General features: G+C 63.7%; 10 protein-coding genes. 9 read left to right on the plus strand and 1 reads right to left on the minus strand.

The window, feature by feature from the left end; all coding sequences use genetic code 11:
- Positions 1 to 227 precede the first annotated feature (227 nt).
- The 8 genes from BTW07_RS01060 (at position 228) to BTW07_RS01095 (ending at position 10,099) form a co-directional block, all read left to right on the plus strand.
- A complete protein-coding gene (locus BTW07_RS01060; RefSeq protein ID WP_075568286.1) occupies positions 228 to 1,925 on the plus strand; it encodes an L-lactate permease in 1,698 nt (565 codons plus the stop codon).
- Positions 1,926 to 2,159: 234 nt separating this feature from the next.
- Positions 2,160 to 3,659 carry a glycolate oxidase subunit GlcD gene (gene glcD, locus BTW07_RS01065; RefSeq protein ID WP_075568287.1) on the plus strand — a complete coding sequence of 500 codons (1,500 nt, stop codon included), beginning with the start codon at positions 2,160 to 2,162 and terminating at the stop codon, positions 3,657 to 3,659.
- A 52-nt stretch (positions 3,660 to 3,711) separates the two neighbouring features.
- Positions 3,712 to 4,875, plus strand: a complete 1,164-nt coding sequence (gene glcE / locus BTW07_RS01070; RefSeq protein ID WP_075568288.1) for a glycolate oxidase subunit GlcE — start codon at positions 3,712 to 3,714, stop codon at positions 4,873 to 4,875.
- A 15-nt stretch (positions 4,876 to 4,890) separates the two neighbouring features.
- Complete coding sequence (gene glcF / locus BTW07_RS01075; RefSeq protein ID WP_075568289.1) at positions 4,891 to 6,165, plus strand: glycolate oxidase subunit GlcF; 1,275 nt, start codon at positions 4,891 to 4,893, stop codon at positions 6,163 to 6,165.
- A 73-nt stretch (positions 6,166 to 6,238) separates the two neighbouring features.
- Positions 6,239 to 6,640, plus strand: a complete 402-nt coding sequence (locus BTW07_RS01080; protein ID WP_075568290.1) for a GlcG/HbpS family heme-binding protein — start codon at positions 6,239 to 6,241, stop codon at positions 6,638 to 6,640.
- Positions 6,641 to 7,062: 422 nt separating this feature from the next.
- Entirely contained in the window at positions 7,063 to 8,469 is a 1,407-nt protein-coding gene (nhaC, locus tag BTW07_RS01085; RefSeq protein WP_075568291.1) for a Na+/H+ antiporter NhaC, read from the plus strand.
- 24 nt (positions 8,470 to 8,493) lie between these two features.
- Entirely contained in the window at positions 8,494 to 9,405 is a 912-nt protein-coding gene (locus tag BTW07_RS01090; protein WP_075568292.1) for an aminotransferase class IV, read from the plus strand.
- Between the two features lie 28 nt (positions 9,406 to 9,433).
- Positions 9,434 to 10,099 (plus strand): GntR family transcriptional regulator, encoded by a 666-nt coding sequence (locus BTW07_RS01095; protein ID WP_075568293.1) that lies wholly within the window; start codon positions 9,434 to 9,436, stop codon positions 10,097 to 10,099.
- A 43-nt stretch (positions 10,100 to 10,142) separates the two neighbouring features.
- On the opposite strand, the gene rluF is transcribed toward BTW07_RS01095, so the two are convergent.
- The gene (gene rluF, locus BTW07_RS01100; RefSeq protein ID WP_075568294.1) at positions 10,143 to 11,336 is read right to left on the minus strand and encodes a 23S rRNA pseudouridine(2604) synthase RluF; all 1,194 of its coding nucleotides are present in this window, start codon (positions 11,334 to 11,336) and stop codon (positions 10,143 to 10,145) included.
- A gap of 325 nt (positions 11,337 to 11,661) precedes the next feature.
- Between rluF and BTW07_RS01105 the strand changes: the two genes are divergently transcribed.
- On the plus strand, positions 11,662 to 12,654 hold the full coding sequence (locus tag BTW07_RS01105) for a Bug family tripartite tricarboxylate transporter substrate binding protein (RefSeq protein ID WP_075568295.1): 993 nt from the start codon (positions 11,662 to 11,664) through the stop codon (positions 12,652 to 12,654).
- Positions 12,655 to 12,761: the final 107 nt, after the last annotated feature.

Raw genomic sequence — 12,761 nt, forward strand, 5'->3', positions numbered from 1 at the left:
CGTTCAAGTACTTGGAAAGCGATCCCATGTCCCGCCCCATAAAGGTCTGACCAATTAACCACGATTGGCAGTGACCCGTTCTGTGGTTATCTTCCGAGTCAATCGCCACGCCTGAGTATCGAGCGGAAGAATATCGACATCGGCCGGCGATCCGGCAAGCGCCATCGTCAGGTCGCGATGGCTACCGGCGACCTCCCACTGATAACAACGACACAGGGGCTCTCGATATGGATCACACGCTTCTCTCTCTGCTTGCCTTCCTGCCGCTGGTGCTGGCCGGTATCCTGCTGATCGGTTTCCGCATGGCGGCACGGACGGCGATGCCGATCGTATTCGTCGTTGCAGTGCTGATCGCGCTGCTGGCCTGGGACATGACCGGCACCCGGGTGCTGGCCTCGACGCTGCAGGGGCTGATCATGACGGTCTCGCTGTTGTGGATCATCTTCGGCGCCATCCTGCTGCTCAACACGCTGAAGCACTCGGGTGGCATCATGGCGATCCGCAACGGCTTCTCCGGCATCAGTCCGGACCGTCGTGTGCAGGCTCTGATCGTGGCCTGGCTGTTTGGCTGTTTCATCGAGGGTGCCTCCGGTTTCGGCACGCCGGCCGCCGTGGCCGCCCCGCTGATGGTGGCACTGGGCTTCCCGGCGCTGGCTGCCGTGGTGGTCGGCATGATGCTGCAGTCGACGCCGGTTTCGTTCGGCGCCGTCGGCACCCCGATCGTGGTGGGTGTCACCGGTGGCGTGAATCAGGTAGCGATCGCCGATCAGCTCACCACCAACGGCTCGACCTGGGAGACCTATTTCCGCCTGATCACTTCGGAGGTGGTCGTCACCCACGGGATCATCGGTGTCTTCATGCCGCTGATCCTGGTCATCGTGATGGTGCGTTTCTTCGGCGAAAACCGATCCTGGACCGAAGGCTTGTCGATCACACCGTTCGCGCTGTTCGTCGGCGTCAGCTTCGTGGTCCCCTCGATGCTGGTCGGCGTCTTCCTGGGACCTGAATTCCCGTCGCTGCTGGGCGGCCTGATAGGGCTGGCGATCGTGGTCCCGGCGGCGCGCAAGGGCTTCCTGCTGCCCAAGGATACCTGGGACTTCCCGGAGCGCTCGAAATGGCCGGCAGAATGGATCGGCACCATCGAGATCAAGGTCGACGATGTCGCCGGCCGTGCGCCGATGTCGACGCTGCGGGGCTGGATGCCCTACGTCATCGTCGCCATCCTGCTGGTGATCTCGCGCACCATCCCCTCGGTCAAGGCGGGCCTGTCATCGATCAGTACCGGCTGGAGCAACATCCTCGGCGAACAAGGCGTCTCCGGTAGCGTCGAATGGCTGTATCTGCCCGGCGGCATCATCCTGATCGCCGTCATCTGCACGATCTTCCTGCATCGCATGCGCGCCCCCCAGGTCAAGGCCGCTTTTGCCGAGTCCTCCAAGACCATCTTCGGCGCCGGTTTCGTGCTGCTGTTCACGATTCCGATGGTGCGGATCCTGATCAACTCGGGCGTCAACGAGTCCGACCTGGTCTCGATGCCTGTCGCCATGGCCCAGCTGGTCGCCGATGGCGTGGGTCAGATCTATCCACTGTTCGCCCCGGCGGTGGGTGCGCTCGGTGCGTTCATTGCCGGCTCCAACACCGTCTCCAATCTGATGCTGGCGGCGTTCCAGTTCAATGTCGCCGAAGTGCTGGGCGTCTCCACCGCGATGATGATCTCGCTGCAGGCCGTGGGCGCCGCTGCAGGCAACATGATCGCGATTCACAACGTGGTTGCGGCTTCCGCCACCGTCGGACTGCTCGGTCGGGAAGGCACGACGCTGCGCAAGACGATCCTGCCGACGATCTACTACTGCCTGTTCGCGGGGATCATAGGGCTGCTCGCGTTCTATGTGTTCGGCTTCAACGACCCGCTCATGGGCGGATGACCAGACAGCGCCGATCGACGTCAGGCGTTAACGCTCGAGGACTCCCGGCCACGGTCGGGAGTCGCGCCGTTGCCACCCTTTTGGTCTGACCACTTTTCCTTTCGTTGGGCTTTTGGCTAATAGCCGCTGCCGAAGACCTTCCACAGAATGGTCGGATCACCGATGTGGAAAGCGCTTCCACAAAATCGTTTTCCCGAGCCGCACCCGATGCAAGATCAGCACCCAGGAGAGGCCATGGAACTGCTTTATGACGAGCGCATCGATGGCGATATCGCCGACGTCGACAAATCGGCGCTGATGGCGGCGATCCTGGCGGTCGCTCCCCAACTGACGGTGCTCGATCGCGAGGAGGACCTGCGACCGTTCGAGTGCGACGGCCTGTCGGCCTATCGCGTGGTGCCGATGCTGGTGGCCATGCCCACGACGCTGGCCGAGGTCGAGGCGCTGGTGCGGGTCTGCTACGAGCATCATGTACCGGTAGTGACACGCGGCGCCGGCACCGGGCTTTCCGGCGGTGCGCTTCCGCTGGAAAAAGGCGTGCTGCTGGTGATGTCCCGCTTCAACAAGATCCTCAGCGTCGATGCCGATGCCCGCATCGCCCGCGTTCAGCCCGGCGTGCGTAACCTGGCGATCAGCGAGGCGGCGGCGCCTTTCGGTCTCTACTATGCCCCCGATCCGTCGTCGCAGATCGCCTGTTCGATCGGCGGCAACGTCGCCGAGAACGCCGGTGGCGTGCACTGCCTGAAGTACGGCCTCACCGTCCATAACGTGCTGAGCGTGGAGATCGTCACCATCGAGGGCGAGCGCATGACCCTCGGCGGCGAGTCGCTGGATACTCCCGGCTACGACCTGCTGGCGCTGTTCATGGGCTCGGAGGGGATGCTCGGGGTGATCACCGAGGTCACGGTGCGGCTGCTGCCCAAGCCGGAAGTGGCCAAGGTGCTGATGGCCTGCTTCGACGACGTCGAGCTGGCCGCCAGAGCAGTCGGGGACATCATCGCCGCTGGCTGCATTCCCGGCGGACTCGAGATGATGGATAACCTGGCGATTCGCGCCGCCGAGGATTTCGTTCACGCCGGCTATCCGGTCGAGGCTCAGGCGATCCTGCTATGCGAACTGGACGGCGTCGAGGTCGACGTGCAGGCCGACTGCGAGCGCGTTCGCGAGCTGCTCAATGCCGCTGGCGCGACTAAGATCCAGCTCGCGCGCGACGATGCCGAACGACAGCTGTTCTGGGCCGGCCGCAAGGCCGCCTTCCCCGCCGTGGGCCGGATGTCGCCGGACTATTACTGCATCGACGGCACCATTCCGCGGCGTGAACTGCCGCGCGTGCTCAAGGGCATCAACGAACTGTCCGCGCATTACGGACTGCGGGTCGCCAACGTCTTCCACGCCGGCGATGGCAATCTTCACCCGCTGATCCTGTTCGACGCCAACCAGCCGGGCGAGCTCGAGACCACGGAGGCATTCGGCGGCAAGATTCTCGAGCTGTGCGTCGAGGCGGGCGGCACCATTACCGGCGAGCACGGCGTCGGCCGCGAGAAGCTCAACCAGATGTGCACGCAATTCGCCGACGACGAGATCACCCTGTTTCATGCGGTGAAGTCAGCCTTCGACGAGCGTCGCCTGCTCAATCCCGGCAAGAACATCCCGACGCTGGCCCGCTGCGCCGAATTCGGTGCCATGCACGTGCATCACGGTGAGCTGCCGCATCCCGAGCTGCCCAGATTTTGAGCTCTGATACGAGGCATAGCGCCACGCCGCTTCAGAAACAGGAATCACGCCCATGACTCATCTGCAGGATCAGCGGCCGGAATACACCTCGGCGGACGAACCCGGGCCGGATGCGCTGGCGGGCAACGACGATAGCGAGGCGCTCTGCGAGCAGGTCGCGCGCGCCCAGGCCGAGCGAGCCACGCTGCGAATCGTCGGCGGCGACACCAAGGCGTTCTACGGTCGCCAGGTCGATGCCGCGCAGTCGCTCTCCACCACCGGCCACCACGGCATCGTGCATTACGATCCGGTGGAGCTGGTAGCGACCGTGCGCGCCGGCACTCGGCTTCGCGATCTCGAACGGGTGCTCGCCGACAACGGCCAGCGCCTCGCCTTCGAACCACCGCACTTCGGTGACAACGCCACGGTGGGCGGCATGGTCGCCGCCGGACTTTCCGGCCCCCGCCGCCCGTGGGTTGGCGCCGTGCGCGATTTCGTGCTCGGCGTTCGCGTCATTACCGCTGAGGGCAAGCTGCTGCGATTCGGCGGCGAGGTGATGAAGAACGTTGCCGGCTACGATCTCTCGCGGTTGATGGTCGGCGCCCAGGGCACGCTCGGGGTGCTGACCGAGATCTCGTTCAAGGTGTTGCCGCTGCCCCAGGCACGCGCCTGCCTGCGCTTCGAACTGCCGCTGGCCGAAGCGCTCGATCGGTTGACGGCCTGGGGTCGAGAACCCTTGCCGATCACCGGTGCCGCTCATGATGGCCAGACGCTGCACCTGAGACTCGAGGGCGGCGAAGGCTCGGTGACGGCCACGCGTCAGCGCCTTGGCGGTGAAGCGGAAGAGCCGCTGTTCTGGGAACAACTTCGCGAGCAGCGACTGCCCTTCTTCGCTGACGCGCTCGAGACTTCTGCCACCCTGTGGCGTCTGTCGCTGCCGGCGCTGGCCCGCATGCCGGCGCTCGAGGGCGACTGGCTCGTCGATTGGGCCGGTGCCCAACGCTGGCTGAAAGGTTCCGAGGGACGCGGTGTCGAGGGCGACCCGCAGGCCGACGCCCACATTCACGAGGCCGCCATCGCGGTCGGCGGTCACGCCACACGCTTCACGCCCGATGCCAGCGGCGCGTCACCGTTCACGCCGTTGGCGCCGGTGCTGGCCAAGTATCACCGCCAGCTCAAGAACCGACTCGATCCTCAGTCGATTTTCAATCCCGGCCGGCTCTACGCCGAGTGGTGAGGAGACTTCCATCCCATGCAGACCCATTTCTCCGAAGCCGCCCGCACGAAGCCTCATATTGTCGAGGCCGATCGCATTCTGCGCACCTGCGTGCACTGCGGCTTCTGCAATGCCACCTGCCCAACCTACCAACTGCTGGGTGACGAGCGCGACGGTCCCCGCGGGCGCATCTACCTGATCAAGGAGCTGCTGGAGAGCGATGACGGCGATGCCCGGATCACCGAGGAAACTCAGCTGCATCTGGATCGCTGCCTGAGCTGTCGCAGCTGCGAGACGACCTGCCCTTCAGGCGTCGAATACCACAAACTGCTGGATATCGGGCGTGCCGAGATCGACCGCCGAGTCGGTCGCCGGCCCGGCGAGCGCGTGATGCGACTGGGCCTGCGCACGGCGCTGGTCGAACCCAAGCGCTTTCAGGCCCTGCTGGCCCTGGGCCAGACGTTTCGACCTTTGGCGCCACAGGATCTGCGCGACAAGATTCCGGCCCGCCAGCCGCAACGGCAACCCTATCGCCAACAACGCCCCGACCCTGCCCGCCACGACCGCCAGATGCTGATCCTGGAAGGCTGCGTGCAGCCAGGGCTGGCGCCGAACACCAACGACGCCACGGCACGGGTGCTCGACCGGCTGGGTATCGGTGTCAAGCCGGCCCGGGAAGCCGGCTGCTGTGGCGCCATCGACTTTCACCTCAATGCCCAGGCCGCTGGGCGCGAACGCATGCGTGCCAATATCGATGCGTGGTGGCCGCTGATCGAAAACGGAGGAGCCCCCGGGGAAACCGGCGTGGAAGCGATCGTCCAGACCGCCAGCGGCTGTGGCGCCTTCGTCAAGGAGTATGGCGAAATGCTGGCCGACGACCCCGAGTATGCCACCAAGGCCAGGCGCGTCAGCGAGCTGGCCAAGGACCTGGTCGAGATCCTGCGGGAGGAGGATCTGGAAGCGCTGGGCACGCGCCATCCGGCAGCACGGCTGGCGTTTCACTGCCCGTGCACTTTACAGCATGCGCAGAAACTGGGGGGAGCCGTCGAAGGCGTGCTCATGCGGCTGGGGTTCACGCTCGCCCCGGTGCAGGACTCGCACCTCTGCTGCGGCTCCGCCGGTACCTATTCGATCACCCAGCCGACGCTGGCCAAGCGGCTGCGCGACAACAAGCTGGACGCGCTGGAAGCGCAAGCGCCGGATACCATCGTCACCGCCAATATCGGCTGCCAGAGTCATCTCAATGGCGCCGGACGCACGCCGGTACGCCACTGGATCGAACTGGTGGATGAATGCCTGGACACCGCCTGACACCAGGCGCCAGTCCTCCCATAACGCTTGATCGTTGACCATAACCCAACGGATTCCTCACAGGAGAACCCCGATGTTTACCCAAGCCGCACTCGAACTCACCGACGTCAACACCATCCTGGATGCCGCGCAGACCGAAGCCGAAGCGCAAGGCTGGGCGGTCACCATCGCCGTCGCCGATAACGGCGGCCATCTGCTCGGCCTGCGTCGCATGAATGGCGCCGCGCCTTTCAGCGCTGGCGTGGCCACCGAAAAGGCGCGCAACGCGGCGATCGGGCGCAAGGAGACCCAAGTCTTCGAGGATATGATCAACAATGGCCGCACCGCCTTCGTGACCGCCCCGATGACGGCGCTGCTGGCCGGCGGGGTGCCGGTCATTCACGATGGCCACGTGATCGGCAGTGTCGGCGTATCGGGAGTGAAACCGGACCAGGACGTCCAGGTTGCCAAGGCCGGTGTCGAAGCTGTCGGCTAGGCTTTGTCTGAAAAGTCGACGAGCGAAGGCAAGACCGGGCTGGCGTACCAGTTTACGGGGTGTCAATGAGCATCTTGATCGGACTGGCGCACCATCCGATTTTTAACGCCGTATGAGTAAGCGCAGTACTTTTCAGACATAGCCTAGGTCCGGTCGCCACGGCGGATAAGCCGGGCCGTTCTCCTTGCACCACTGTCAGGATCGTCACGACTCACAGAAGCGCCGCGACTGACCTTTTCATTTTTCCGATTCTCCCCTCCAGCGGCCGCGTTCGGCCGCTTTTTTTCGTCTCGATGCTGGCCGGTTGCAGCGGCCCTAACGCTAACGCGCTTCGGCTATCGCTTGAATCGACCTCTTTGTATGCTGTATACAATCTTGGGCAGCACGACACATAACAAGCTCAAGAACGCTAGAGGTGCGAAATGACTTCACGGAATGCCCGACCACCGGGGCCTGGTGCCCTCTGTCTGATCCTTGCCAGTTTCGCCGTCATCATGTCGACGGTGCTGATCCTCAAGATTCCGGTGGCGCTGGCGCTCTTTGCCGCCTGGTTCGCCATGTTCGCGATCGGCAAAGGGTTGGGGCACGCCTACGACTCGCTACAGCAGGGTGCGCTCGACGGGATCCGCAGCGGGCTCGAAGGCGTTCTGATCATCGTGACCGTCGGTGCCCTGATCGGCGGCTGGATCGCCGGTGGCATTGTTCCCAGCGTCATCTATTACGGCGTGTCGCTGATCGACCCCGCATGGTTCCTGCCGGCGGCGTTTCTGATCTGCGCCCTCACCGGCCTGGTCACGGGTACGTCCTTCGGCGCGGTCGGCACCATCGGGATCGCCATGATGGGCATCGGCCACGGTTTCGAACTGCCGCTGCCGGTCGTTGCCGGCGCGGTCATCTCCGGCGCATACGTGGGCGACAAGCTCTCGCCGCTTTCCGATACCACCGTGCTGACGGCCTCCATCTGTGAAGTGCCGCTGATCGAGCACGTGCGCTCCATGCTCTACACCGGCGTCCCTTGCGTGAGCCTGGCAACCGTCGGTTTCGCCATCGCCGGCAATCACTTCTCCAGCGCCGACTACGACATGCAGCAGGCCGATGCGGTCATGAATCAGCTCGACGCGCACTTCTCGATCTCGCTCTGGCTGCTGCTGCCCATCCTCGCCACACTGGTGCTGCTGGCCCTGCGCAAGCCGGCGCTGCCGGTCATCGCCATCGGTGCGGTACTCGGCGTCACCTGCGCCTGGGCAATCCAGGGCAGTACGCCGCTGCAGGCCGTCACTGCACTCTATGCAGGCAATCAGGGCGACTACGGCGACGGCTACCTCGCCAGCATCCTCAACCGCGGCGGCATGGTGTCGATGCTACCGGTGATCGCCATCGTCATCTTCGCGCTGGGCCTCGGCGGACTGATGGAACGTCTGGGCGTGCTGGAAACCATCGCCAACGCGCTGACGAAGATGGTGCACCGCAGCACTGGCAGGCTGACGCTCGCCACCATGGCCTGCGGTTTCTTCGGCACGATCTTCGGCGGCGCGGCGTATGTCGCCATCTTCACGGCCGCGTCGATGACCCGAAACATCTACGACCGGCTGGGGCTTGCGCGGGTGGTGCTGTCACGCAACGTCGAGGCCGGCGGCACGCTCTCCACGCCGATGATTCCATGGACCAGCGGCGCCGTCTTCATGGCGACCACCACCGGTGTCGCTACCGCCGACTACCTGCCCTTCCTCTGGTACCACTGGCTGGTGATGGCGTTCTCGCTGCTCTACGGCTTCACCGGTTTCGCCATGTGGCAACGCCCGCAGACCGATGTCGAACCCGCCCATTGATTTTCGTTTTCTGGAGACACCCGAATGACCCATACCAACGGCAGCTCGCAATCCTACGTCGCCGACGCGCGCAACGAGGACGTCATCGTCTACGTCGACGGCGAATTCAAACCCAAGAGCCAGGCGACGGTGTCGATCTTCGACAGCGGTTTCGTGCTGGGTGATGGCGTGTGGGAAGGTATTCGCCTGGTGAACGGCAAGCTGGTCGCACTCGACCAGCACATGAAGCGCCTCTATCAGGGGGCGGCGTCGATCTCACTGGATATCGGTGTCGACCGCGACGAACTGGTCGGCCTGATCCACGAGACGCTGGCGAAGAACGACATGACCGACGGCGTGCATATCCGTTTGATGGTCACCCGCGGCCTCAAGAGCACGCCCAACCAGGACCCGCGATTCCTGCTCGGCGAGGCGACCATCGTCATCGTTGCCGAGCACAAGGTGATCGACAAGGCGGCCAAGGCGAAGGGGCTGACGCTGTTCACGTCGACGTTTCGCTGCAGCTCGCCGGACGTGTTCGATCTCAGGCTCAACTCCCACAGCCGACTCAACTTCATTCAGGCCCTGATCCAGGCGATCAACGCCGGGGCCAACGAGGCGCTGATGCTCGACCCTCACGGTTTCGTCGCCAGCTGCAACTCCACCAACTTCTTCATCGTTCGCGATGGCGAGCTGTGGACCTCAACCGGCCGTTACAACTTCAACGGCATCACCCACAAGACAGTCATGCGTCTGGCCCGCGACAACGGTATCGTCGTTCGCGAGACGGACTATACCCTGGCAGAGACCTACACTGCCGACGAGGCTTTCGTGACCGGCACGCTTGGCGGTCTGACACCGGTCTATCAAATCGACGGACATGCTATCGTGAACCCCCAAAGCGAAAGCCTTACGGCACGTCTGGCGGCGCTCTACGACGCCTACCTGCACGCCTGAAGGCCTCCATTCCAACCGCTGGAACCGAATGTTCACCACCGACATCGAGCAGATACCCGGGCGACGCACACTCTGGGAACAGACCGCACAGCGTCTACAGACGCTGATCGCCAACGGCACGATTGCGCCGGGGACACGACTGACCGAGAACGCGCTCGCCAAGCAGCTCGGGGTCAGTCGCGCTCCCTTGCGCGAAGCGATTCGGCACCTGATGAATATCGGACTGCTGATCAGCGAGCCCTACAAGGGCGTGCGGGTACTCGAGCTGACCAGCGAAGGGCTGCATCAACTCTACGAGTACCGCACCGGGATCGAGCAGATGGCGTTTCGCAGCCTGTGGCCCAAACGCAGCGCAGAGAGTTTCGCGGATCTCGACCGGCGTCACGCCCGCCTGCTCGAGGCAATCGACAGCGGCGACAGTGCGCTTGCCATCGATCGTGAGCTGGAGCTGCATCAGTGGTGCTACGAACTCAGCGGCAATGCCCTGCTGATCGATGCCTGGGGGCGGGTCAAGCCGCATCTGCGCTGCTATTTCGTCCTGCATCAGCGGGCACACAACCGATCCGGCCCGGCGCGCCAGTCCCACGACCGCTATTTGGAGCATGCCAAGGGAGAGTCCCTGCCAGCGGCGCTCGACTTCATCGAAGCGCACATGAAGCAGGGGTTCGATCAGGTAATCGACCACGTCGGCTGACGCGGCGCGAGCGGCGCAAACATCGGCATCGACGGCCCGCGCCTTAGCGCTTCTTGCGGCCCTGCGCTGAACGGCCGGCGCTCTTGCCGCTTCGGCGGGCATCGGGCTTGCCCGGTTTCGATGACGCCGCCTTGGACTGGCTCGGCCCGCCGTTGCCGGACTTCGTGGCGTGTTGCCCTGCCGGCTTGCCCCTGGCGCCAGGCTTGCCCTGGGTGGCCTTCGGATTGCCTTTGGCGCCGGGTTTTCCGTTCGCCGTTGGCTTTCCCTTCATGGCCGGTTTGCGCTTCGCGGCCGGCTTGCCCTTCTCTGCAGACCTGCCCTTCCCCGGGGGGGTGGCCGAGCCCCGCGCGCCCGATTTCGCGGCGTGACGGCTGGCGGGGCCACCCCTGCCACCCGCGCTGGGCGGCTTGTTCTTCGCGCCACCGGCCGAGCTATTCCCTGGCCCATGACCGGCGCTTTTCGCACCCGCTTTCGACGCCGACCTGGCGCGGGGTGACTGGCCCTTGTCGGCCACCTTCTCGGACTGCTGGGTCAGCGCGAGAATACCGTCGAGTTCCTTTTCGGTCAGATCCCGCCAGTCGCCCAGCGCCAGACCCTTGAGCGCCACGTTCATGATTCGGGTACGAATCAGCTGAGTGACTTCATAGCCGAAATACTCGCACATGCGGCGTATCTGTCGGTTGAGCCCCTGCACCAGGGTAATGGTGAACACGAACGTGGACTCTTTGCGCACCTGGCAGCGCTTCGTCACCTTGCCCAGAATCGGCACGCCACTTTGCATGCCGTCGATGAATTCGTCGGTGACCGGCTTGTTGACCGTCACCTGATACTCTTTCTCATGATGATTGTTGGCGCGCAGGATCTTGTTGACCAGATCGCCGTTGTTGGTCAGGAAGATCAGCCCCTGGGAATCCTTGTCGAGTCGGCCGATGGGAAAGATTCGCGCGCCGTGTTTCACGAACTCGACGATATTGTCCTTCTCGCTGGACTCGGTCGTGCTGACGATACCCACCGGCTTGTTCAGCGCGATCAGGATCAGATCCTCCGCTTCCTGAGGCTCGATCTCCTGCCCATTGACCTTGACCCGATCCCCCGCCACCACCTGGTCGCCGGTCGTCGCTCGGCGCCCGTTGATCCATACGTTGCCCTGCTCCACGAAACGGTCGGCTTCACGGCGAGAGCACATCCCGCTTTCGCTGATGTACTTGTTGATACGGGTCGATTGTCGTAACGCCATAAAACACCGTGGTGGCCAGATAGTTGATAAAGAGATGGCTCGGAGTCGTCCACTCCCCGAAGGCGTCAGCCCTCCCAACCGAGGACGACGCGTCCGGGTAGTTTGACGCTCAAGCCGCGGGGATAAAACCTGGACCCGTCGATAGCGTCTTCTCTACGACTGCCGGGGGAACTTATCGGCCCGAAAAGTTCTACCTGAGAGAACAACATAGCCTCTGTCAATATTCTTTAGTCGCAATTCACGGTCTTGAGATTGACCCCGTTCCCGAGCCGACATAATTTCCACTGTCGGAACAGGTTCTACAAAAGAGAATAATGGAGACGCCATGAAACTGCTGTCCTTGAAACCATCCGCACTCTGTGCGGCGCTCACGTTGGCAACGCTGTCCCTGTCGGCCCAGGCGGCCGGTCCGAGCGGGAAGATCGACTGTATCGCGCCCGCCAATCCCGGCGGCGGCTGGGATTTCACCTGCCGCAGCGTGGGGCAGGTACTGAGTGAAATCGGCGCCATCGACGGCAGCGTCCAGACCACCAACATGCCAGGCGCCAGCGGTGGCGTCGCATTCTCTCACGTCGTCACCAAACGGGCCGGTCAGAACGACGTCATCGTTTCGGCGTCGACGTCCACCACCACCCGCCTGGCCCAGCATCAGTTTCCGGGCTTGGACGCCGACATGGTCAACTGGGCCGGCACCGTCGGCGCCGACTACGGCGTCATCGCGGTGAGCAAGGATTCTCCCTACCGGACCCTCGAGGATCTGCTCGACGCGATGGAGCAGAAACCCTCCAGCGTCAGTTTTGCCGGCGGCAGTGCCAGCGGGGGCTGGGATCATCTCAAGGTACTGATGATGGCCCGCGCCGACGGCATCAAGCCGCTGAACAAGATCAAGTATCTTCCGTTCGACGGCGGCGGCGAAGCGATGACGCAGGTCGTCGGCGGTCATATCGACGCCTTCTCCGGAGACGCCTCGGAGATTCTGGGTTTCGTCGAATCGGGCGATCTTCGCGTTCTCGCCGTACTCGCCGATGGCCGCCTGCCCGGTGCGCTCAACGACTTCCCCACTGCCAAGGAACAGGGCGTGGATGTCGAAGGCATCAACTGGCGCGGCTTCTACCTACCGCCGAAACTCTCCGACGAAGACGTCGCCTGGTGGGAAGATGCCCTGCACAAGGTGTACGAAAGTCAGGAGTGGAAGGACGTCATGCGTCAGAACGGGCTGATTCCGTTCGACCGTAGCGGCGACGACTTCAAGGATTACGTCCACCAGCAGATCGCCGATATCGAAGAGATCTCCAAGGAAGTCGGCCTGATCCAGTAAGCCTGATCCGGCGGGTCTGATCTGGCGAGCCTGATTTGGTAAGTCCAGTCCGACACGGCGGTTCCACAGGCGGGTTCAGCAGCAAGGTAAATCTCGATTCCTGCTCG

Origin of the sequence: Salinicola socius (assembly GCF_001937195.1) — a bacterium.
In the GTDB taxonomy this organism is placed as follows: domain Bacteria; phylum Pseudomonadota; class Gammaproteobacteria; order Pseudomonadales; family Halomonadaceae; genus Salinicola; species Salinicola socius.

Coding starts and splice junctions, on each gene's coding strand:
- BTW07_RS01060 (WP_075568286.1), top strand. CDS start 228: ATGGATCACACGCTTCTCTCTCTGCTTGCCTTCCTGCCGCTGGTGCTG.
- glcD (WP_075568287.1), top strand. CDS start 2,160: ATGGAACTGCTTTATGACGAGCGCATCGATGGCGATATCGCCGACGTC.
- glcE (WP_075568288.1), top strand. CDS start 3,712: ATGACTCATCTGCAGGATCAGCGGCCGGAATACACCTCGGCGGACGAA.
- glcF (WP_075568289.1), top strand. CDS start 4,891: ATGCAGACCCATTTCTCCGAAGCCGCCCGCACGAAGCCTCATATTGTC.
- BTW07_RS01080 (WP_075568290.1), top strand. CDS start 6,239: ATGTTTACCCAAGCCGCACTCGAACTCACCGACGTCAACACCATCCTG.
- nhaC (WP_075568291.1), top strand. CDS start 7,063: ATGACTTCACGGAATGCCCGACCACCGGGGCCTGGTGCCCTCTGTCTG.
- BTW07_RS01090 (WP_075568292.1), top strand. CDS start 8,494: ATGACCCATACCAACGGCAGCTCGCAATCCTACGTCGCCGACGCGCGC.
- BTW07_RS01095 (WP_075568293.1), top strand. CDS start 9,434: ATGTTCACCACCGACATCGAGCAGATACCCGGGCGACGCACACTCTGG.
- rluF (WP_075568294.1), bottom strand. CDS start 11,336: ATGGCGTTACGACAATCGACCCGTATCAACAAGTACATCAGCGAAAGC.
- BTW07_RS01105 (WP_075568295.1), top strand. CDS start 11,662: ATGAAACTGCTGTCCTTGAAACCATCCGCACTCTGTGCGGCGCTCACG.